20 protein-coding genes and 1 pseudogene are annotated in these 22,465 nt (G+C 68.5%); 9 read left to right on the top strand and 12 right to left on the bottom strand.

Annotated features, from left to right (window positions below):
- Positions 1-34: 34 nt before the first annotated feature.
- From H590_RS0111360 to H590_RS0111410, 11 genes and pseudogenes are all read right to left on the bottom strand, one after another.
- Positions 35-904 carry an undecaprenyl-diphosphate phosphatase gene (locus tag H590_RS0111360; protein ID WP_028703646.1) on the bottom strand — a complete coding sequence of 290 codons (870 nt, stop codon included), beginning with the start codon at positions 902-904 and terminating at the stop codon, positions 35-37.
- A gap of 408 nt (positions 905-1,312) precedes the next feature.
- Positions 1,313-1,759, bottom strand: coding sequence for a 50S ribosomal protein L9 (rplI, locus tag H590_RS0111365; RefSeq protein ID WP_028703647.1), 447 nt, complete (start codon positions 1,757-1,759; stop codon positions 1,313-1,315).
- Positions 1,760-1,773: 14 nt separating this feature from the next.
- Positions 1,774-2,013, bottom strand: coding sequence for a 30S ribosomal protein S18 (rpsR, locus tag H590_RS0111370; RefSeq protein WP_028703648.1), 240 nt, complete (start codon positions 2,011-2,013; stop codon positions 1,774-1,776).
- Between the two features lie 141 nt (positions 2,014-2,154).
- Complete coding sequence (locus H590_RS0111375) at positions 2,155-2,808, bottom strand: single-stranded DNA-binding protein (protein WP_028703649.1); 654 nt, start codon at positions 2,806-2,808, stop codon at positions 2,155-2,157.
- A 145-nt stretch (positions 2,809-2,953) separates the two neighbouring features.
- Entirely contained in the window at positions 2,954-3,244 is a 291-nt protein-coding gene (gene rpsF, locus H590_RS0111380; RefSeq protein WP_028703650.1) for a 30S ribosomal protein S6, read from the bottom strand.
- 450 nt (positions 3,245-3,694) lie between these two features.
- Entirely contained in the window at positions 3,695-5,194 is a 1,500-nt protein-coding gene (locus H590_RS16370) for a Dyp-type peroxidase (protein WP_084149470.1), read from the bottom strand.
- A gap of 40 nt (positions 5,195-5,234) precedes the next feature.
- A complete protein-coding gene (efeO, locus tag H590_RS0111390; protein WP_084149471.1) occupies positions 5,235-6,602 on the bottom strand; it encodes an iron uptake system protein EfeO in 1,368 nt (455 codons plus the stop codon).
- 68 nt (positions 6,603-6,670) lie between these two features.
- The gene (gene efeU, locus H590_RS16375) at positions 6,671-7,690 is read right to left on the bottom strand and encodes an iron uptake transporter permease EfeU (RefSeq protein WP_084149472.1); all 1,020 of its coding nucleotides are present in this window, start codon (positions 7,688-7,690) and stop codon (positions 6,671-6,673) included.
- A gap of 825 nt (positions 7,691-8,515) precedes the next feature.
- A complete protein-coding gene (locus H590_RS0111400) occupies positions 8,516-8,896 on the bottom strand; it encodes a rhodanese-like domain-containing protein (RefSeq protein WP_028703652.1) in 381 nt (126 codons plus the stop codon).
- A 221-nt stretch (positions 8,897-9,117) separates the two neighbouring features.
- Positions 9,118-11,241 (bottom strand): annotated as a pseudogene (locus H590_RS18010) (AMP-dependent synthetase/ligase); the annotation flags it as partial.
- A 99-nt stretch (positions 11,242-11,340) separates the two neighbouring features.
- The gene (locus H590_RS0111410; RefSeq protein ID WP_028703653.1) at positions 11,341-12,138 is read right to left on the bottom strand and encodes a deoxyribonuclease IV; all 798 of its coding nucleotides are present in this window, start codon (positions 12,136-12,138) and stop codon (positions 11,341-11,343) included.
- A 111-nt stretch (positions 12,139-12,249) separates the two neighbouring features.
- On the opposite strand from H590_RS0111410, the gene H590_RS16385 reads away from it, so the two are divergent.
- From H590_RS16385 to H590_RS0111455, 9 genes are all read left to right on the top strand, one after another.
- Positions 12,250-13,092 (top strand): SDR family NAD(P)-dependent oxidoreductase, encoded by an 843-nt coding sequence (locus tag H590_RS16385; protein ID WP_051238563.1) that lies wholly within the window; start codon positions 12,250-12,252, stop codon positions 13,090-13,092.
- 2 nt (positions 13,093-13,094) lie between these two features.
- Positions 13,095-13,934, top strand: a complete 840-nt coding sequence (locus H590_RS16390; RefSeq protein ID WP_036982176.1) for a lysophospholipid acyltransferase family protein — start codon at positions 13,095-13,097, stop codon at positions 13,932-13,934.
- 1 nt (position 13,935) lies between these two features.
- Positions 13,936-14,460, top strand: coding sequence for a GyrI-like domain-containing protein (locus H590_RS0111425; RefSeq protein ID WP_071161753.1), 525 nt, complete (start codon positions 13,936-13,938; stop codon positions 14,458-14,460).
- 188 nt (positions 14,461-14,648) lie between these two features.
- The gene (locus H590_RS0111430; protein WP_301453906.1) at positions 14,649-15,827 is read left to right on the top strand and encodes a lipid II:glycine glycyltransferase FemX; all 1,179 of its coding nucleotides are present in this window, start codon (positions 14,649-14,651) and stop codon (positions 15,825-15,827) included.
- Entirely contained in the window at positions 15,824-16,948 is a 1,125-nt protein-coding gene (locus tag H590_RS19445) for an alanine racemase (protein WP_028703656.1), read from the top strand. The genes H590_RS0111430 and H590_RS19445 overlap by 4 nt, the downstream gene beginning before the upstream one ends.
- A gap of 115 nt (positions 16,949-17,063) precedes the next feature.
- A complete protein-coding gene (locus tag H590_RS0111440; RefSeq protein ID WP_027587266.1) occupies positions 17,064-17,795 on the top strand; it encodes a hypothetical protein in 732 nt (243 codons plus the stop codon).
- A 219-nt stretch (positions 17,796-18,014) separates the two neighbouring features.
- Positions 18,015-19,235, top strand: coding sequence for an NAD(P)/FAD-dependent oxidoreductase (locus H590_RS0111445; RefSeq protein WP_027587267.1), 1,221 nt, complete (start codon positions 18,015-18,017; stop codon positions 19,233-19,235).
- Positions 19,236-19,414: 179 nt separating this feature from the next.
- The gene (locus tag H590_RS0111450) at positions 19,415-20,671 is read left to right on the top strand and encodes an aminotransferase class I/II-fold pyridoxal phosphate-dependent enzyme (RefSeq protein ID WP_027587268.1); all 1,257 of its coding nucleotides are present in this window, start codon (positions 19,415-19,417) and stop codon (positions 20,669-20,671) included.
- A gap of 20 nt (positions 20,672-20,691) precedes the next feature.
- Positions 20,692-22,104 (top strand): FAD-binding oxidoreductase, encoded by a 1,413-nt coding sequence (locus H590_RS0111455; RefSeq protein WP_027587269.1) that lies wholly within the window; start codon positions 20,692-20,694, stop codon positions 22,102-22,104.
- Between the two features lie 146 nt (positions 22,105-22,250).
- Here the strand turns inward: H590_RS0111455 and H590_RS18420 are convergent.
- On the bottom strand, positions 22,251-22,465 hold a 215-nt coding region (locus H590_RS18420), incomplete at its 5' end, for a hypothetical protein (RefSeq protein ID WP_211221185.1).

Below are 22,465 nucleotides of genomic sequence, written 5' to 3' on the forward strand. Positions count from 1 at the left end.
CCCGGGGTCGCAAGGGGTCGTCCCTCTGCCTCAATCAGACAGCCATCAACCCGGTGAACGCGAGGACCAGGAGCACCACGCCGAGCACGATCCGGTACCAGATGAAGCCGGTGAACTTGTTCGAGGAGACGAACTTCAGCAGCCAGGCGATCGAGAAGTAGGCAACGACCAGGGAGACCAGGGTGGCGATGATGGTCGGCCCCCAGCCGATCACGCCCATCCCGCCGTCGATCAGGATGTCGGTGGAGGCGGTGATGTGGGAGGCCTCGGTGATCGCCTCGAAGATGCCGGCGGCCACCAGTGCGGGGATGCCCATGAAGAAGGACAGCCGGGTCGCGGTCGTCCGGTCGAACTTGCGGAACAGGCCCGCGGAGATCGTCGCGCCGGATCGGGAGATGCCGGGGAACAGCGGGGACAGTGCCTGGAAGCAGCCGATGATGGTGGCGTCGACCAGGGTGACGTCCTTCATCCCGCGACCGAGATCGGTACGACGGTCGGCGGCCATCATCACGAAGCTCCAGATGATCAGCGCCCCGGCGACCACCCAGATCGACGACAGCGGGCCCTGGATGGCGTCTTTGAAGACCAGCCCGACGACCGCCACCGGAATCGATCCGATGATGATCCCCCAGCCGAGGGTGTAGTCGGGATCGTCGCGTCCCTCCTTGTTGAACAGACCGCGGAACCAGGCGGCGACGATCCGGACGATGTCCTTCCAGAAGTAGATGATCGCCGCGGCGATCGCACCCACCTGGATGATGGCGGTGAACGCCGTGATGCCCACGCCCTGGGTCTTGAACCCGAGAAGGTGTTCGACGATGCGCAGATGCCCGGTACTCGATACCGGCAGAAACTCGGTGATGCCCTCGACGATTCCGAGGATGACAGCCTGCCACCAGTTCACGGAGCAGAGACCTTTCTGTGGGGGACGCGCACCGGCCCGGGCGCACAGGCCCATAGCCTAGATCGTCGGGACGACGTCGCCGCCCTCCCGCGTGTCGGCGATTCCCCGGTGGCCGGTGGGCCCCGTGATTCGGTTCCGGGTGGGGACTACGCGCTGAGACTCGGCGACGATCGGACCAGCAATGCCCCCGGAGCACAGGAGGGTACGACGAAGGGGCCGCGCCCCGAGGACGCGACCCCTTGTCGGATCTGTGTCAGCAGATCTGCCTCAACAGACCTGTGTAAACAAACCTGTGCCAGTCGTGACGAAGCCGCCCGGCGAACCGGACGGCTCTCATCAACCGTGACCGACGGCCGTCACCGACACGTGCAGATCGCCCTGCGCGGACCGGCGTCGGCCGTCGTCAGCTCACTTGGCGACGGTCTCGACCGCGACGTGGCCCTTGACGGCCTCGTGCAGCTTCACGCCTACGGAGTGGGTGCCGATGGTCTTGATCGGCTTGTCGATCTCGATGGACCGCTTGTCGAGGGCGGGGCCACCGGCGCGCTTGACGGCGAGCACGATGTCGGCGGGAGTGACGGCGCCGAAGAGGCGACCGGTGTCTCCGGCCTGAACCGGGATCTGGACCTTGAAGTCCTCGAGCTGGCCGCGGACCTCCTCGGCCTGCTCACGGGTCTTGATCTCCTTGGCGTCACGCGCCCGCTTGATCTGCCCGATCTGGGTCTCGGCGCCACGGGTCCACCGGATGGCGAAACGATGCGGCAGCAGATAGTTGCGGCCGTAACCGTCCTTGACCACCACGATGTCACCGGGCTCCCCGAGCTTGGGGACGGGTGCAGTGAGAATGAGCTTCATGTCGGACCTCCTTCTCAGCGTGCGGTCGAGGCGTAGGGAAGAAGCGCGAGCTCGCGCGCATTCTTGATCGCGATGGCGACCTTGCGCTGATCCTGGACAGTCAGCCCAGTCACGCGGCGGGCGCGGATCTTGCCACGCTCGGAGATGAACTTGCGCAGCAGGGCGATGTCCTTGTAGTCGACCTCGCCGATGTGCACGGTCTTGACGGGAACGACCTTCTTCTTGTTCACAGGCTTACGCTGTGGACCGGCCATTGTGGTGCTCTCCTTGTCTACGGGATCACTCCCGTGAAAGCCCGGCTCTCGCCGGAATGTGCCTGTCCGTGTCCTCGTCGACGATCAGCCTGGGCCGTCGCCGCCGGGAGCGGAACTTGACGTTGCTTGAAAGGGTGCGGATCAGAACGGAGGTTCGTCGCTCTGGGCCTGGGCCCACGGGTCGACGCCGCCTCCGCGGTTGTCCGCTCCCTGGTTGTAGGACCCCTGATTCCCCTGATTCCCCGACGGAGCTCCCGACTGGCGTCCGGGCTGGTTGCCCGACTGGCTGTTGTCCCAGCCACCCGAGTTGCCACCCTGAGGCTGCTGACCCCAACCGCCGGAGTTTCCTCCCTGGTTACCGGAGCCACCGCCCTGGTTGCCGGAGCCGCCACCGGACCATCCGCCGCCCTGACCACCCTGGCCGCTGCCCGAGGGATTGCGGGTGACCTTCGCCGAGGCGTACCTCAACGACGGACCCACCTCCTGGACATCGAGCTCATGGACGGTGCGGCGGTTGCCGTCGCGATCCTCGTAGGAGCGCGCCTTCAGGTTGCCCTGAACGACGACGCGCATCCCCTTGGACAGCGACTCGGCGACATTCTCCGCGTAGTTGCGCCACACGGAGCAGTTGAGGAACAGCGCCTCACCGTCACGCCACTCATTGCTCTGGCGATCGAAGGTGCGCGGGGTGGACGCAACGGTGAAGTTGGCCACCGGCACCCCGTTGGGGGTGAACCGCAGCTCAGGATCAGCAGTGAGATTGCCGATCACGGTGATGGATGTTTCGCCTGCCATGTGACTCTCCGAATCGGAACGGGGTACGACGTCGTGTCCCCCAGACTGCCAGCCGCCACTGACACTTTCAGCAGCGGGTCCAAGCGATCGGGGCGGACGGCGTCAGAACCGTCGTTACAAGGGTTCTTGAGATGTGTCCGACGTCTCAGTGGACGTCCGGGCGCATCACCTTGGTGCGCAGGATCTTCTCGTCGATCGCGAACAGGCGGTCGACTTCCTGGACGGTCGAGGGCTTGCAGGTGACATCGAGAACGACATACACCGCCTCGGACTTCTTCTGGATCTCGTAGGACAGGCGACGCTTGCCCCACACGTCGACCTTGTCGACAGATCCCTTCTCATCGGTGACAACCTTCAGGTAGCGCTCCATGAGGGAATCGACCTGATGCTCGTCAACGGTCGGGTCAATGAGAATCATGACCTCGTACTTACGCATACGCTGACTCCACCTCCTCTGGTCTCGGCGGCCACGGGAAGGTCCCGTGGCAGGAGGGCGATATGCCCGTCGCAGTGACCGATATAGCCCCGCGACGTCGCTGCCCCGGCACGGGACAGCCAGCTGGACACTCTACGCCAGCCCACCATCGATCGCCAACGCCTGTGGTGTCGCGGTCGCCAGGGTCTGGCTTCCGCTGGCGCCTACCGGTCTTGATGCCGGCGCCAGGGGCCCATCGATCATCACTTCCCCCGGTCTGGCCTGAACCTTTCACTCGAGGAACCGCCCATCGCGGCCCCCACGCGCCAGATCCCCCAGTTCCCCGAGTGAAATGTGCACAGATCAGGCCACCACACCCCTGAAAGAGCCTCCCGCCGATCCCCGCCCCCACCGACTCCAAGGAGCACCGGTGATGACACGCAGCCGCAGTCGGACCCCCGTCTGGGCCCGTCAATCGTCGGAACCAGGGGTCGGAGTGAACCTTTCACTCGCGGAACCACCCATCCCGGCCCCCACACGCCAGAACCCCCAGTTCCCCGAGTGAAATGTGCACCGATCAGGCCACCACACCTTTGAACAGCTTCTCGGCGATCCCCTGCTCGGCCGCCCCACACCCGGCGGGATGGCGAAGAGCGCCGAGGCCTGGTGCTGGAGGTACTCGGTGAGGGCGTCGGAGGTGGTCATCCTCATGAGGATCGGGTAGAAGTTCGTCCTCGGGTCGCGCACGAAGGCGATGAAGAACAACCCCGCATTGAGTCTCCCCAGGGAATCGATCCCGTCGGTGTAGTTGTACCCGCGCCGCAGCATCCGTCGCCCCTTGTTCTGCTCGGGAGAAACGATCGCGACATGGGCATCGGCGGCCACCATCGGCACTCCCCCCTGCTGGGCCGACAGGTCCACCGCGGTGAACTCCTGGCGGGCGGAGCTGGGGCTGGCCACCGACTGCGGGGCGCCGAACATCTTGTCGCGCCCGATGGTGTCCTCCTGCTCCGCAAGCCTCAGCCGGTCCCAGATCTCCAGGAACATCCGGATCCGGCGGGCCACGAAGTAGGTGCCTCCGGCCATCCAGTCGCCCTGGTCGTCACCGTGCTGGACCCACAGGTGCTCGTCGAGCTGCTCGGCGGGGGCCTCGGCCTTGAGGTTGTTGGTGCCGTCCTTGAAACCGAAGAGATTGCGCGGGGTCTGCTGGTCCTTCGAGGTCGAGGAGGTGCGTCCGTACCCCACCTGGGTCCATCGCATCACCGCCCGCCCGAAGGCGATCCGGGTGAGATTGCGGATCGCGTGCACCGCCACCTGGGAGTCATCGGCACAGGCCTGGATGAGCAGATCCCCGTCGGACTGGCCGGACTGCAGTGCCTCGTTGGCGAACCGGGGCATCCCCTCGGCGAGGATCTTCGGCATCCGCGACTTCAACCCGAACCGGTCGCGCCCCTTCTCGTCGACGAACAGCCCCCGGCCCACCCCGAAGGTGATCGTCAGCCCCGAGGGCGGGTAGTCCCAGGCGTCACCGGTGTCGGTGGGAGCGGCCTGCCGGTTGGCCAGCGGCTGCCCGCCGACCAGCTCCCCGGCCATCATCTGCTCGGCGGCGGTCGACCAGTCGCGCAGCAGGCTGCGCACCAGCCGGACGTCGACGTCGCGCATGTCGAAGGCGGCGGTGAACATGGAGTCCTGGGCGGGGGTGAGGATGCCGCTCTGGTGGACGCCGCGGAAGGGGTAGCTGGTCTCGGTGGGATGGCCGGAGCCGGCGGAGTAGCCACCGGAGTCGGAGCCGCCGAGGTGGTGTCCCAGTGCGAGTCCGCCCAGCCCGAAGGCCGCCGCGGCTCCCCCGGTCCCGGCGAGCATGGCCCGGCGGGACACCGAGTGGCCCGCGTCTCCGCGACTCCCGCCGGGAGACGTCTCCCCTCCAGCAGATGTCGGCCTTCCGGCGTCCCGATCCTGGTTCTCAGTCATGTCGTCTTCCAGTAGGTAGGTGGCGGGCGGCGTCGGCCGCTCAGTGGAGGATGGTGCCGGGGACCTTCGCCAGCGCCTCGGAGGCGACGTTGACCTCGTCGGAGAACTCGCGCTGCTGGCGGGTGTAGGCGGAGTCCTTGGGGGCCTGGCCGGCCTCCTTCTGGACCGCGGCGATGGTCGAGTAGTCGACATAGGTGACGTTGCCCATCGAGTCCTTGCCGTTCTGGTACTTCTTCAGCAGGGCGTCGAGGTCCTTGAAGGACTGGGTGATCTGGGCGTCCAGGTCGGCGTCGGACTTCTTGACCAGCGCCTTGACATTGCCGTAGGCGACCTCGGCGCCCTCCACATTGGCCTTGAAGTCGGCCAGGTCGGTGTGCGAGAAGGTCTCCTCCTCGCCGACGATCTTGGAGGTGGCGACCTCCTCCAGCAGGCTCGAGGCGCCGGTGACGACGTCTGCCAGATTGAGCTTGAAGGCTCCCGAGGCGCCGGTGATCTTGCCGTAGACGAGGTTGTAGAGGCTCTGGGTGTCCTTGTCGAGGCGGTCGGCCGCGGCCCTGCGATCGGCCTGGGAGGCAAACTTGAAGGCCGATCCGTTCTTGGTGAACAGGTCCGCCTCGATGCGGTGCCAGCCGGTCCACGACTTCAGCACCAAGGGGTCGGTGACCTTCTTCCCGGCGTCGGCGGCGAGGTCCTGGACGCGAAGGTCCAGGGCGGTGTCGAGGTCCCCGGCCTCCTTGATCCCGAAGGCCTCGGCAGTCGGTTCGATGCGCTCGTAGTGGCTGCGGGCGACCGGGTAGAGCTCACGGGCCCGGACGACGTCGCCCGCCAGGTAGGCCTTGGTGAAGGCCTGGGTGCCGGTGAGCAGCTGACCCACCTGGTCCCTCACGTAGGCGGTGTAGTTGGTGATCGCCCGCTTCTCCAGGGCGGCGGTGCCGGAGTCCACCGAGGCGCCCGAGCCGGCGGTCACGGTGATCTTCTGGATCCCCTTGAGGGCGCCGACCATGTTCGGCTTGCAGGCGGTGTAGTAGGTGCCCTTCTCCAGGGCGGTGGTGAAGGTGGTGGTGACCCCGGGGCCGATGTTCTCCTTCTCCCCGACGATCTGCAGCTGGTTCTCGGTGAGGATCTCGAACTCGTTGGGGACCGTGCCCTTGTTGGTGATGGTGACGGTGACCACCCCGCCGGGCAGGGTGCTGGTGGACAGCGAGCAGCCGTCGTCGGTGATGGTGAAGACCGGCCTGACTGCCGTTGCGGATCCGGCGGGGGCTGCGGCGTCGTCGACATTGTCGGTGCAGCCGGTGGCCAGCAGAGCGGTGACGGCGGCGGTGGCCAGGGCGATGCCGCTCCGGGCGAGACGCCGGTGGGTGCGGTTGCTGCGGGTGGAACTGCTGGATGTGGCGGTGGTGGGCATGGATGTCCTCAGGGTTCGGGGCGTGGACACGCTTCGGGGTGGGGATGAGATGCGGGGATGGAATGGGGTCAGGCGAGGGGCCGCGACGTTGTCTCCGGGGACTGCGGCGGTTGGGGATGGGGGACCGTCCCGGAGCCGAGTTGCGGCGTCCCGTCCGGGAGAATCGGCGTCGCCCCCGGAGGTACCGGCCTCTCCTCCGGCAGCACCGACGTCGTCCTCGACGTCTCCCCCTCGTTGGCAGCCCTGGCGCGACCGTGGAGTCGACCGTTGACCTGGGCGATGAACAGCGCCATCACGGGAATCAGGTAGACCCACCAGGCGATGGTCTGGGCGAGGGTCGGGGCGAGATTGACCTGGAACATCGCCACCGCCACGACGTAGAGCCAGTAGACCGGTGACGACGCGGCCGGCAGCCAGGCCGACAGGTCCCAGGCGTGGGTCATGATCCCGGGCAGGACGCCGGCCTCCTGAAGGTCGCCGATCCCGTAGGAGACGATGCCGGCCGCCACCAGGATGAGGAATCCGCCGGTGAGGGCGAAGAAGGCGCGCATGTTGATCCGCACCGCACCCCGGTAGACCAGCCAGCCGAGCAGGACGGCGGCGGCCAGGCCGGTCACCACCCCGGCGGTGGTGGCAACCGTGTTGGTCTGGACCGAGGACTTCACCGTCGCCCAGATGAACAGGGCGGTCTCGACCCCCTCCCGGCCGACCGCCAGGATGGCGATCCACACCACTCCCCAGCCGGAGCCGTGGCTGCTGAGCGAGCGGGTGAGGTCGGACTCGATGTCGCCCTTGAGCTGCCGGGAGTTCTCCCCCATCCAGAACACCATCCAGGTGACCATCGCGACCGCGACCAGGGACAGGACGCCGCCGATGATCTCCTGGGCCTGGAAGGTGAGGGTCTTGGGACCCCAGGTGAGGACGGCGCCGATGGCCAGCGGGACGAGGGCGGCCAGTCCGACGCCGAGCCACAGTTTGCCGATGAGGTCGCGGCGGTCGGCCTTGACCAGGTAGGCGTAGATGATGCCGACGACCAGGGACGCCTCGAACCCCTCACGGAGGGCGATGAGAAGGTTGGCGACGAACATGGGGGCTCCGTCTCTGTCCCGATCCGGACTTACCCGGATCTGTTAGGCAAGCCTCACCTAATCATCCCGGCGGGACGTCGTCAACCCCTCCGACAAGGGGATTTCTTGATGTGAGATGCGACATGGTCGGCTGTCGAGGGGTGGGGTGCCTGCTTTGGAGCCGAGGGAGGTGCCTGTTGCGGACCGGGGGTGCCTGCTGCGGGCGGAGGCGGCCGCCAGGCACACCCACCCTCTGGCGCAGGTGACCCCATGCGCCCCGTTCCGACCCTCTGGCGCAGGCCAACCCCATCCACGACACGGCCGCCCCACCTCCAGCCACGGATGCAGGCAAAAGGCACGGATGCAGCGGAGCTCCACTGCATCTGTGACATTTCCCTGCATCTGTCGGAAGAAGGGGTCATTTCCCTGCATCCGTCAGCCCCAGCACGACACTTTCCCTGCATCCGTCAAGACCGAGGCATGTTTCCCTGCATCTGTCGACACCGGAAGACCGCCCGGGAGCCATTCGGCTGCATCTGTCGGAGGAAGCAGGAATTTCCGTCGCGCAGGGCACCGGCCCAGCACCGCACCCTGGGTAGAACACCAGCCCAGCACTTCAGCCAGGGGTGCAACACCCGGGATCTGGCCCCTGAGCAACACCCTCTTGGTAGGACACCGGCCGAGCGACGCCCCCTGGGTAGGGCATCCGCCGACAGGGTTGACGCTGGGACGCCCTGGTCTGAGCAAGCGTGGCAAGAAGTCGGCGTTCACCGTCAAGGTGACGCCGGGACGCCCAGGTCTGAGCCTCTCGGGTCTGACAACCCAGATCTGGTCGACCAGGTCTGCTCAGTGGCGCGGGGGTCCTGGGATGAGGATCTCCCCGCCCTGGCGCCAAGCCCTCAGCCCACCGGTGAGGAAGTCGGCGTCATAGCCCTTGTCACGGATCGCCTGGACCAGATGACCGGAACGAAAACCGGTGTCGCACACCAGCACGAAATGGGGATCGGGCTCGGCCAGCGGATCGTCGCCGTAGACCGCGGTGAACGGATCGTCGACCAGCTCCTTGGCCTCCACCAGATGAGCACCTGGCGCATGCCCCGCCTCGTACTCCAGCAGGGTCCGCACATCGACGAGGACCCCTCCGTTCGCGAGCACGGTGAGGGCGGCCGGCAGGTCGATCCCCCCGGTCGGCATGCCTCGGTTGGCGAGGAAGTTCCGCAGTCCCATGGCGGTGATTCTAGGTGAGTGGGTCATGACGTTGTCGACGCCATGCCCCGGTGGCCGGCCTGCTGCTCCCCAGTCCTTCGGCGCTCGGCCTGCTACTCCCCGGTCCCCCGGTGACCATCCCCATGCCCATGACCGTGACCAGCATGACCATGCCCATCCCCAGCATGACCATGCTCAGCCTTCTCATGCTCGGCCTCCTCATGGTCATGCCTCACATGGTCGGCCTTCCGCAACTTCGCCAACCGGGAGTACATCTCGTCGATGACCTCGGTGAACCGCGTCTCCACCTCGCGCCGGCGCACCTTGAGGGTCGGCGTCAACAACCCGTTGTCCTGGGTGAAGTCGTCCCACAGCACCCGCAGGTCGCGGATCTGCTCCTGGTGGGGCAGCTTGGCGGTGAGGTCGGCGACCCGGCGTCGCAGCTCCTCGACCAGCTCCGGACTGCGCATCGCATCCACCCCCGACAAGCTCAGGTGCAGCTTCTCGGCGAGCTCCTCGACGCGCGGCATGGACGGCTTGACGAGCAGGGTGAGACACGGCCGGTTGTCGCCGAGGATGACCGCCTGCTCGAACAAGGGGTCGGCCATCAACAGCCCCTCGATCGGCTGGGGGGAGATGTTCTTCCCGTTGAGGGTGACGATGATGTCCTTGAGCCGGTCGGTGATCACGAGGTACCCGTCCTCATCGACATGACCGACGTCGCCGGTGTGCAGCCAGCCGTCCTGGATCGTCTGCGCGGTGGCCTCGGGGGCATTCCAGTACCCCTTCATGATGTTGGGCCCCCGGTACAGGATCTCTCCCTCCGCCCCCTCCTTGATCTCGCTTCCGACAAGGGGTTTCCCGGCAGTCCCGAACTTGTGGGCGCCCGGCGAGTTGAAGCTCACCAGGGGTGACGCCTCGGTCAGCCCGTACCCCTGGCACACCAGCAGCCCGACCGAGGCGAAGAACTCCTCGACCTCCTGGCGCAGCGGTGCACCGCCGGCGGCCAGCACCGTCTTGGGTCCGCCGACCGCCGCCCGGACGGCCTTGAGGACCAGCGCGTCGGCCACCTTGTGGCGCAGCCTCAACCCCAGTTCCGGACGCCGTCCGTCCTCGGAGGCCTGCCACCAGCGTCTGCCGACGTCGATGGACCAGTTGAACAGCCGGGTCTTGACACGCGAGTCGGAGACCTTCTCATGGGCGACCGTCATCACCTGCTCGTACAGCTTGGGCACCGAGACGAACAGGGTCGGGCGCACCTCGACGAGCATCGAGGCGATGGTCTTGGGGTTGGTGACGAAGGTGTTGAGGCAGCCATGGGTGAGCAGCACCATCGACCACGCCCACTCCAAGGCGTGGGACAACGGCAGGAAGCACAGCGAGTGGTCGGAGGGCCGGATATCGAAAAAGGCGTCCAGAGTCCGCGCCTGGGCCATCGCGGCGCGATGGGTGATCATCACTCCCTTGGGAGCGCCGGTGGTTCCGGAGGTGTAGATGAGGGAGGCGACGTCGTCACCGGAGGAGGCGGACATCCGCTCCTCGACGCCGGTCTTCAGCTCAGCGGTGCGTTCGGGGGTGCGTTGCGGGGAGAGGACGTCGGCCAGGGCGACGACGCGAAGGTCGCCCCCGGCGGCGTCCTGGTTGTCGTGCGCGCCGCCCGGGACGCTGGGACCGGCGTCCTGGGAGTCGGCAGCAGGGGAGGTCCCGGCGACACCGCCCTCGGTGGCGGAGGAGGTCCCCGCGACACCGCCCTCGGTGGCGGAGGAGGTCCCCGCGACACCGCCCTCGGTGGCGGAGGAGGTCCCCGCGACACCGCCCCCGGCGGCGTCCTCGCTCCCCGACCGACCGTCCTCGTCGGACTCCCGGGTGTCGATCACCACGACGGCCTTCAGCGAGGGGGTCCGGTCGTGGATCGAGGCCACCAGGTCGCGCTCGGCGGGTCCGGCGACGCAGGCGATCCGCACTCCGGCGTCGGCGATGATGTGCACCACCTGTTCGCCGGTGCTGGTGGGGTAGATCGGGACCGGCACGGCGCCGACCGTCATCACCGCCAGGTCGATCTCGATCCACTCGGGGCTGTTGTGGGAGAAGATCGCCACCCGGTCGCCGCGCGCGATCCCGTGCTCGACCAGGGCCAGGCTGATCGCCTCGACCCGACGTCCCATGTCGGCGTAGGTGCGAATCTGCCACTTCTCGCCGACCTTGACCCTCGACGCCGGCCGGTAGGCGTAGCGGGAGACGGTGTCGCGGAACATGTGGGCCAGATGGACCTCGGCGGGGTCCTCCCCGGCCACCGGAGACCCGAGCAGCGCTGCGGCCGGATCGGCGTCGGTTCCGGGACGGGAGGAGATATCGGCAACGGGCATGGGGGCTCCTCGAAGATGACGCACCGATCATCGGGACTCATCCTGCGCCGGTGCTGTGCCCCCATCGTAGGAGGACGCCGCCAGCGCCGGATCAGCGACTCACAGCCTCTCCCGCAACCACGCGATGTCGGCGGCCTGGTCCTGCGCACCACCCGGGGTCTCGACGACCACCGGGGCCCCGGCCGCACGGATCACCCGGACCAGCTCATCGGGGTCGATCTGCCCCTGGCCGAGATTGGCATGCCGGTCGCGGCCCGACCCGGCCGGACCCTGGGAGTCGTTGGCGTGGACCAGATCGATCCGCCCGGTGACGGCATGGATGTCGTCGACCAGGGTGGTCATGTCCAGTCCGGCGGCGAAGGCGTGGCAGGTGTCCAGGCAGAAGCCGACACTCTCGAATCCCGACGCCGTCCGGATCGCCTCCCAGGTGCCGCGGATCCGCTCCAGCTGGCGGGCCATCGCGTGCTTGCCGCCGGCGGTGTCCTCGATCAGCAGCGGGACGGGCATCTCCAACCCGTCGACCGCCTTGCGCCAGTTGTCCTGGCCCTTCTCGATCGGCTCGCCCTCGCGGACGTGGCCGCCGTGCACCACCACCCCGATGGCCCCCATCTCCGCGGCGATGGTGAGGGTCTGCTGGAGCAGCTTGCGCGAGGGGATCCGGATCCGGTTGTTGAGGGAGGCCACATTGATGACATAGGCGGAATGGACGACGACGGAGATCCCCGCCTCGCCGGCGGCCTCGCGCAGCCCGGCCGCACCGCCCGGATGCTGGACCACCGGTTTCCGCCACGACTGCGGGTCACCCAGCATCACCTGCGCCAGGGTGGCTCCGCGCTCGCGGGTCTGGGCCACCAGCTCGGCCTCGTCAACGCTTCCGCCTATCGTCCACTCAGTCACCACTCGACCCTATCCGCCGGTCGTCCCAGAACCCTCCCGGACGCCGGTCCGGTCACTCCCACAGGACGCCGAGACAGCCATCGCAGCACGAGAGGTCGTAGATTAAAGCCCATGTCATCCTGCTTGGTCACCGGTGGTACGTCCGGCATCGGTCGGGAGTTCGTCACGCAGCTCGCCGCCAGGGGGGACGACGTCATCATCGCTGCTCGCGACGTCGACCGGATGGCGGCCATCAAGGCGGAGATCGAACCCCGGTACGGCGTCTCGGTTGAGATCATCCGCGTCGACCTGGCGGTGCGTGCCGATGTCGACGCCGTCGCCGCGCGACTGGAGGACCGGGAGCGACCGGTGGACCTGCTGGTCAACAATGCCGGTTTCGGGCTGCACGCCAAGATCCTGGATCCCGAGACCCTCCCCCTCCAGGAGAAGGCCTTCGACGTGATGTGCCGGGCCGTCCTGATCCTCTCGGCGGCCGCCGGCCGGGCGATGCGGGACCGCGGGCACGGCGGGATCATCAATGTCGCCTCCTCCAGCGCCTGGATCAACACCGGCAACTACTCGGCCATCAAGGCCTGGGTGCTCACCTTCACCGAGGGTCTGGCCAATGAGCTCCACGGATCCGGGGTGAAGGTGGAGGCGCTGTGCCCCGGCTGGGTGCACACCGAGTTCCACTCCCGGGCCCATGTCACCGCCACGAACCTCCCCGAGGTGGTCTGGGTGGACGCCGAGACCCTGGTCCGCGAGTCCCTGTCGGACCTGGCCAAGGGGAAGGTCGTCTCGGTGCCCACCGCCCGCTGGAAGGCCGCGATCGCGGTCGCCGGGGTCGTCCCCCGATCGACGATGCGGTGGCTGTCGCGCAACCTCACCTCCAGCCGGGACAAGACCGACTTCCCGTCCCCCCACCCGGACGGCTCGCCGGACCGCGGCCCCTCCGGTGAGGCCGGTGAGCGCTGAGTATGCCCATCAAGCCCAAGGTCAAGGATCGCGGACGCTACACCAGCGACATCAACGCGGTGGCCCGTCAGGCCGCCAACATGCTTCTGCTCAAGCCGCTGGTCTGGCGGGTGACGAAGGTCACCGTCCACGGTCTGGAGAATCTCGGCGGGCTGGACGGCGCCTATGTCATCACCGCCAACCACTCCTCCCACCTGGACACCCCGCTGATCTTCGGGTCGCTGCCCAAGCGGCTGAGCCGGTACCTGTCCACCGGCGCGGCGGCCGACTACTTCTTCACGAACTGGTGGCGGGCCTTCACCCCGGTGCTGTTCTTCAACGCCTTCCCGGTCGACCGCGGCAAGGGACGCACCCGCTCCGGCAGCGCCCCGCACACCCACCGCGGACTCGCCGGATCCCTGCTGACCGACGGCATCCCGCTGCTGATCTTCGCCGAGGGCACCCGGTCGCGCACCGGCGGGATGGGCACCTTCAAGCCCGGCGCCGCGGCCCTGGCGATCTCCCGAGGGGTGCCGGTGATCCCGGTCGCCCTGGTCGGGGCCTTCTCGGCGATGCCCTCGGACCTCCAGGGACTGCCGAAGGGACGACCCCCGGTGCACGTCGTCTACGGACATCCGATGCAGCCGGCCCCCGGCGAGATCGCCCACGAGTTCTCCGAGCGGATCCGCCGGCAGATCATCACCCTCCACGACCAGACGGCGCGCGCCTACGGGATGCCGACCCAGGCCGACTACGCACGGACGCTGGCTCTGGGCAAGGCGGCGGACAAGGCCGAGAAAGCGGAGAAGGCGTCGACCGAGAAGGGCGACGAGAGACCGCCCGAATCTCCCTCGGCCGGGTGACATGGCGCCCCCACTCGGCCATCGCGGCTCCCACCGACCCCGCCTGCGCAGGGTCCCCGGGCAGACCGTGCTGGCCGTCTGGCGGCGTGTGAGCATCGACGACCTGGACTCCTGGATCGACGAGGCCACCGAACTGATGCGGACCCTGGCCCCGGTCGCCGCGGCCCAGTTCGTCATCTACCACGACGGCCTGTCGACCGGCCACGACGGCACCGTCGAGGTCTGCCAGCCGATCGCCCCCGACTCCCCCGGACCCGCCGACCTGCCCGACGGCGTCGTCCGCCGGTTCGAGTCCGGGCGCGTGGAGGCCTACATCACCCTCACCAAGGCCGAGCTCGCCTACCCCGAGGTCGACGAGTTCTACCAGCATCTGGACGACGCCTGCACCGCCCGCGGATGGCGTCGCACCGGTCCGCCGCGGGAGCTCTACTGGGCCGACTGGGACGCCACCGCGATGGACGAGCCGGTCTGCGACGTCTGCTTCGGGATCGAGGAGTCCGGCATCGACCGGGCCGATCTGCCCTGAACCCGCCCGCGCAGCGCCCGGGTCGCTCCTGAACCCGCCCGCGCAGCGCCCGGGTCGCTCCTGAACCCGCCCGCGCAGCGCCCGGGTCGCTGCGAACCCGCATGGTCCAGGGCCCCGTCGAGCCCCGACCGTCGGCTGCTGACCTCCTGTTCCCGGTCGCACCGGCTCCTCCCCGTTAAGGTGTGAGTGTGATTCAGGTACGCCAGATCTCTCCTGCCCAGCACCTCGCCTTCCTCCACGACTGGGCCACCCCGGGCTCGACAGCCGAGGAGACGGTGAGTTTCCTCCAGACCCCGGCATGGGCCAAGGTCAAGCAGGAGTGGCGCTCCGAGTCGATCGGCATCGTCCGCGACGGCGGCCCCGGCGGCCCGGAGCTGCTCGGCGTCGGACTGGTGCTCTACCGCCAGGTCCCGAAGCTCAAGCGCTACCTCGCCTACCTTCCCGAGGGCCCGGTGCTGGACTGGACCAGCCCCGACCTGCCCGAGATCCTCGACGCCCTGCGCGCCCACGCCAAACGGCGTCACGCCTTCGCGCTGCGGATCGGCCCGACCCTGCCGCACCGGATCTGGCGCAAGGACACCATCAAGGACGCCATCGCCGACGAGTCGATCACCGCCCTGTCCCAGGCTCCGGCCGATGTCACGAATCTGCACGCCACCCGGCTGGCCAACCAGCTGCGCCACCTGGGATGGCGTCCCCCCAAGGCCGCCGAGGGATTCGCGGCCGGCCAGCCGAAGTTCAACTTCCAGCTGCCCCTGGTGACCTGGACCGACGGGGTCCGCACCCGGCTGAGCGAGGACGAGGTGCTCGCCGGGATGAACCAGCTGTGGCGGCGCAACATCCGCAAGGCCGCCAAGAAGGGGGTCGAGGTGAGCCGGGGCGGCCGCGAGGACCTGGCCGCCTTCCACAAGGTGTACGTGGAGACCGCCGGGCGCGACGGCTTCACCCCCCGCCCACTGGACTACTTCCAGACCATGTGGGACGCCCTCAACGGCGAGGACCCCGACCGGATGCACCTCTATCTGGCCCACCACGAGGGCGACCTGGTGGCGTCGACCACCTGGGTGCACGTGGGCCGTCACACCTGGTACTCCTACGGCGCCTCCACCTCGGCCAAGCGCGACGTCCGCGGCTCCAACGCCATCCAGTGGCAGATGATCCGCGACTCGATGGCCGTCGACGCCGACGTCTACGATCTGCGCGGGATCACCGAGGGACTGGCCGCCGACGACCCGGAACTGGGGCTCATCCAGTTCAAGGTGGGCTCGGGCGGCGAGGCCGTCTCCTACATCGGCGAGTGGGATCTGGTCATCGATCCGCTGCTCTACAAGGTCTTCGACTGGTACATGAACCGGAGGTCGCGATGAGCCTGGTGCTCCACGTCGACGGCGCCGCCTGGCGGGCCCATCAGGATTCGGTGGTGGCCGGCGATCCGGGCATCGTTCCGGTGGCCAAGGGCAATGGCTACGGCTTCGGGCTTGCCCGGCTGGCCGGCGAGGTGACACGACTCGGGCTGGGCTGCCTGGCGGTGGGCACGGCCGAGGAGGTGGCGCTGGTGCGCGGCAGCGCTGATGAGCACGAGGTGCGCGGCAGCGCTGATGAGCACGAGGTGCGCGGCAGCGCTGATGAGCATGATGTCCGGGCCGGGGACGCCGAGCATCCGGGATTCGAGGGGGACGTCGTCGTCCTCACCCCGTGGCGTCCCGGCGACGCCGTGGCCGAGGCGGCGCTCGCCGATCCCGGCGTCATCACGACCCTCTCGCGCCTCGAGGATGTGGCCGCCGTCGCGAAGGCCCGTCCGGGAGCGCGGGTGATCCTGGAGGTGCTCACCTCCATGCGCCGCTACGGGATGCGGCCAGACGAGTTCGAGGCCGCCGTCGCGGCCGCCGAGGGGCTGGAGATCGTCGGCTGGACCATCCACCTGCCGATGATCGGCCAGCATCTGGGCGAGGCCACCGACCTGGCCACCGCCGCCCTGTCGGCGTACACGGCTCCACTGTGGGTCTCCCACCTCAGCGCCGCCGATCTGGACCGGCTGCGTCAGACCTTCCACGTCGAGGTGCGCCATCGCGTCGGCACCGAGCTGTGGCTGGGGGCCCACGACGCCCTGCACTACCGGGCGAGCGTCCAGGACGTCCACGACGTCGCGCCCTCGGAACGCGTCGGGTACTGGCAGCGCCGGGCCGGGCGGCGTCACCACCGGCTGGCGATCGTCTCGGGGGGAACCGCCAACGGGGTGGCCATGCAGGCCCCGACGGCTGCGGCCAACGCCCGGCAGATCGCCCAGACCGTGGCCAACGGCGTCATGGAGGCGGGCCGGATGGCCCTGTCCCCCTACTCGGCCGGCGGCCACAAGCTCTTCTTCGCCGAGCCTCCGCACATGCAGGCGAGCCTGCTGTGGGTGCCCGGCTCGGTGCGGATCGGCGACGAGCTCGAGGTGACGATGCGCGCCACCACCGCCACCCCGGACCGGATCATCGTGGAGTGAGGGGACGAGATTCCCGACGGGCCGTCCTTTTCGGTCCGGCCGGGCCGGAAACCCCCGACTGCCGGGAGATCCGCCACCTGGTCGGGCCTGAACATCGGCGGAATACCATATCCAGGTGAGCGGATTCGACTGGGCGTACCGGAGCAGCGTGCCCGGAGTGGGGTGGACTCCCCGTGACGAGTCCCTGCTGCGCACCGCCTTCGCGGTGCACTGCATCCTCACCGACCACTTCGACGAGGTGCCGGGCATTCCGGTGCCCTTCGCGGTTCCGGGGCAGTTCCCGCAGAACCGGGTGATCGCCACAGCCCCCTTCACGCTGTACTCCTTCCAGGCGGCCGGGGACGGCTCCTACGTCCATGACAACGGGTTCTTCTTCGCCACCGGCGAGTACGGGTTGGCGCTGACGGCCGGCGTCGGGCTCGCCCGGGCCATCGGGAACTCCCAGCGCAGGAATGCCGCCCAGGCCGACGCCACCCGGATGTGGCGTCCTCTGGACCAGGGGCGGATCTTCATCAACATCGACGGCTTCCACCTACTGACCGCCGGGGATCTGGTGACCTGGGACTGGCAGAGCATCGACCTGGGCCAGATGGTCCAGCGGGGCCAGTTCGCCATGGTGGGCAATTCGGAGCAGGGCCGGGTGAGCTATGTCATCGAGTCCGATCTCGCCGAGCTCGTGTTCTTCCTGTGGGCAGCTCACCGGCAGCCTCAGCATCCGCAGCTCTACCAGCGGGTGTGGCTGCTGCCGGAGTGGCTGAACAAGTACGACGCGGTACGCCGCCCCGACGACATCGACTACTGGAACCAGTCGGTCCTCGGCGACCGGGCTCTGCCCCCGGGTCTCTGAACCCCGTTCTCCTTCCTCCCCTGCACCCGTTCCCCCTCCCCCGGGCTCCATTCCTCGACGGCATCCAAAACTGGCGGCGGCAGTGGTATTCCACCGCCGCCGCCAACTTTGGATGCCGTCGCCGATCTGAGGTGGGGTCGGCATTTGCGCACAAGGCTCTCCGGTGCCGCCTCGTTGCGCGCAACAATGGCCGTGACGATCACCATCGGAGGAGATCCAATGAGCAGTCCACGAGATGTCGTTGTCATCGGCGGAGGCCTGGCCGGGGCGAAGACCGTCGAGGCGCTGAGGGAACAGGGTTTCGACGGCTCGATCACCCTCATCGCCGCGGAGCCGAACCTGCCCTACGAGAGACCACCGCTGTCGAAGGGATTCCTGGCCGGCGGCGACTCCTTCGAGGACGCCGTCACCCACCCCCGCGACTGGTACACCGAGCACGACGTCGACCTTCGGCTGTCCACCAGGGCCACCGCGATCGACACCGAGGTGCATGCGGTGACCCTCGACGAGGGCTCCCCATTGCGCTACGACAAGCTGGTTCTGGCGACCGGATCCACGCCACGGCGGCTCACCGTATCCGGGGCCGGCGCCGAGCGGGTCCATGTGCTGCGGACCAGGCAGGACGCCGAGACGCTGCGCGCCGAGTTCGGCGAGGGGCGCCGTCTCGTGGTGATCGGCGCCGGCTGGATCGGACTCGAGGCGGCCGCCACCGCGAGGGAGAAGGGCAGCGTCGTCACCGTCGTCGCACCCTCCACCATCCCCCTGGCCCATGCCCTGGGCGATCGGATGGGCACCGTCTACGCGAAACTCCACCGCGAGCACGGCGTCACCTTCCGGCTGCGGACCTCTGTGGCCGAGATCACCGCGACGGCCGGCCGGGCAACCGGGGTGAGGCTCACCAACGGGGAGACGATCGGGGCGGACGCGGTCCTGGTGGGCATCGGCGCCGAGCCGAATGTGGCACTGGCCGAGGCCGCCGGGCTGGCCGTGGACAACGGCGTCCTCGTCGACGCCGGGCTGCACACCAGCGACCCGGACATCTACGCCGTCGGCGACATCGCCAATGTGGACCATCCGGTTCTGGGTGCCAGGAGCCGGGTGGAGCACTGGGCCACGGCCCTCAACCAGCCCGCGATCGCGGCGACGAACCTGCTCGGCGGGGACGCCCGCTGGGAGGAACTGCCGTACTTCTTCAGCGATCAGTACGACGTCGGAATGGAGTACTACGGGCAGCCCGGGGAGGAGGACTCCCTGGTGATCCGCGGGAGCCTCGACACCCGCGAGTTCGTGGCCTTCTGGCTCGACGCGAACCGCATCACCGCGGTGATGAATGTCAACGTCTGGGATGTCATCGATGCCGTCAAGCCGATCATCGCGGCCCGCAGGCCCGTCGATCCGGCCCGGCTGGCCGATCCGGAGGTCCCCTTCGCCGAGCTGTGACCGCCCGATCCGATGCCTGCCCGGTGCGCATACCCGAGGTGTGCCGGGTAAACCAGCGAGACATGGGGGGTCTGGGACATGAACGCCACAGATCAGCGGCTGTCTCGCTGGATCACCCGGTACCGGTCATCTAGTGAACGGCAGGCGGCCGGGATGCTGGGGCTTGAGACACTGGGTCAATGAGTGAGAACGCCGAGGATCTCAACACACCGGCACCCGTCACCGGCCCATGGCGCCGCACGGCCGCCGGTGCCGGGCTGCTGGGAGCCGACGGCCGGGTGGCGCCGACGATCTTCACCGAGATGACCGCCCTGGCCACCAGCACCGGCGCGCTCAATCTCGGGCAGGGGTTCCCCGACGATCCAGGGCCACACGAGGTGCTCGACGCCGCCCGCGAGGCCATCGCCGCGGGCCGTAATCAGTACCCGCCGCTGCCCGGAATCCCCTCGTTGCGCACTGCGATCGCCGCTCACCAGGCCCGCTTCTACGGCCTGAACGTCGACCCCGACACCGAGATCCAGGTGACCATGGGCGCCACGGAGGCGATGGCCGCGTCCCTGTTGGCGCTGGTGGAGCCCGGCCAGGAAGTGGTCACGATCGACCCCTTCTACGACGCCTATGCCGCGGTCATCGCCCTGGCCGGCGGCGTGCAGGTCCCCGCCCCGCTGGATCTGACCCACGACGCAGACGGCCACCCGACCGGCTTCTCACTGGACGTGGCGGCGCTCCGGGAGGCCGTCTCCGACAACACCCGGGCCATCATCGTCAACACCCCGCACAATCCCACCGGCACCATGCTCGGCCGCGCCGATCTGGAACAGATCCTGGCCGTCGCCAAGGAACATGGCGCCTACGTCATCACCGATGAGGTCTATGAGCACCTCACCTTCGCCGGCCCGCACATCCCGATGGCCACCCTGCCCGGGGCCCGCGGCACCGTGGTCTCGATCTCCTCGGCCGGCAAGACCTTCTCGGTGACCGGCTGGAAGATCGGCTGGATCACCGCCGCACCGGAGCTCATCACCGCGATCCAGGCCGTCAAGCAGTTCCTCACCTTCGCCGGAGGCGGCCCCTTCCAAGTCGGTGTCGCGGCCGGGCTCGGGCTGGGGGGCGAGGTCTTCGACGCCGTCCGCTCCTCTCTTCAGGACCGCCGCGACCTGCTCGTCTCCGGGCTTCGGTCCGCAGGCTTCGACGTCATCGTCCCCGACGCCGGCTACTTCACGGTGGCCGACGCCGCCCCGCTGGGCTTCGAGGACGGCGCCCAGCTGTGCCGCGAAATGCCCGAACGGATCGGCGTCGCCGCCGTCCCCGTCTCGGCCTTCACCAGCGCAGCCGGGCCGAACGCCGCCAGGATGCGCTCCCTGGTGCGATTCGCCCACTGCAAGTCCGCAGACAGCATCGGCCAGGCGGTCGACCGCCTCCAGAAGCTCCACTGACCACCACCAGAAAGATCCTGATGACCACCACCCTCGACCCCGATCTCACCGACGAGACCGCTCCCCACCGTGTTGTGACCGCGATGCGTGGCTCACTGCCCGGCATCGACCTCGACGACTCCCCCACCACGCTGGCCGCCCACCGCACCGATCGTTCGGCGATGCCGGGCGACCCGGATCCCCTGGTGCTGGCCCGGCCCGCGTCGACCGAGCAGGTCTCGGCCCTGCTGGCCTACGCCAACGCCCACCGGATCCCCGTCGTCCCGCAGGGCACCCTCACCGGCGTCGCCGGGGCGGCGTCCGCCATCAGCCGCGCGATCCTGCTGGATCTGACCGCCATGGACGCCATCATCCGCATCGACGCCGACGACATGATCGCGGTGGCCCAGCCCGGCGTCATCGTGGCCGATCTTGCGGCGGCGGCCGCAGACCGGGGCCTGTTCTACGCCCCTGATCCGGCGTCGGCGCAGATCGCCACGCTGGGCGGCAATGTGGCTACCAATGCCGGCGGAATGCGCTGCATCAAGTACGGGGTGACGAGGGAGTCGGTGCGCTCCCTGGAGGTGGTGCTGGCCGACGGCACCGTCCTGCGCACCCGGCCCAGCACCATCAAGACGGTCGGCGGTCTGGATCTCACCGGGCTGATCGTGGGCTCTGAGGGGACTCTGGCGGTGGTCACCGAGATCACCGTGAAGCTGCTTCCGGCACCGGGGCCCGAACGCGGCGTGCTGGGACTGTTCCCCAGCGTCGCGCAAGGATTGAGCGCGACGAACCGGATCGCCGCGGGGCCGCGTACCCCGGCGAGGCTGGAGTTCATGGACGGCCGGTGCCTGGAGGCGATCCGCAAGCACATCCCCGACGCCCCGGTCCCGGCCGAGGCCAACGCGTGGGCGCTCGCGGTCACCGACGCCCGCGACGGGGCCGAGGAGGACCTGGCGAGCTTCGAGAAGATCTTCGCCGACGCCGGGGCGACGACCGTGCAACGGGCCGACAGCGCCGAGGAGCTGGAAGCCATCCTGGAGGCCAGGCGCCAGCTCCAGCCGAGCGCCCGTGGACTGCTCGGCGGGTCGGTGGAGGGCGATATCGCGGTGCCCCGCAGTGCATTGGCCAATTTCAGTGCGCGAGTCGCCGAGGTGGAGAGCGCCTACGACGTCACGATCGCGCTGGGCGGCCATGTGGGCGACGGCAATCTGCATCCGATCGTGGCCTACACACCGGCCGAGGGGGCCCGGGAGAGGGCCGATGAGGCCGTCATGACGCTGAGCCGGCTGGCCCAGGAGATGGGCGGGACGATGTCCGGCGAGCACGGCGTCGGGTTGGAGAAGCTGCCCGCTCTGGACACCGAGATGGCTCCGGAGGCTCTGGAACTCCAGCGCCGGATCAAGACGCTCTTCGACCCGAACGGCATCCTCAACCCGGGCAAGAAGTACTGAGCCCGGGCTCGCGGGCCCTACCGGTAGTGCTCTCGACAGGGGACGACGGCTCTTCGACAGGGTCGTGCTCCTGAGCATGTCCGGCCCTCATGCCGTCGAAGATGACGTCCATCTGGCTGCTGAACTCCGCCTCCGTCGGCGACGGTTCAGGACGCGAGGTGATTGTCATGTGCAAACCGCTCCTTGATCTCCTGGAGTTCCCGGCGGATCTTCGTCGTGTTGTATGCGGTGACGATCAGACTGATGAGGATCACGCACGCAACGACGATGCCCACCACCAGTCCGCCGATCGATAATGCGGCAATTGCTGATTCAGTTCCCATGAATGGTCTCCATTCATATTTCCGTTGACCACGACTAG

Origin of the sequence: Acidipropionibacterium jensenii DSM 20535 (assembly GCF_000425285.1) — a bacterium.
Taxonomy (GTDB): Bacteria; Actinomycetota; Actinomycetes; order Propionibacteriales; family Propionibacteriaceae; genus Acidipropionibacterium; species Acidipropionibacterium jensenii.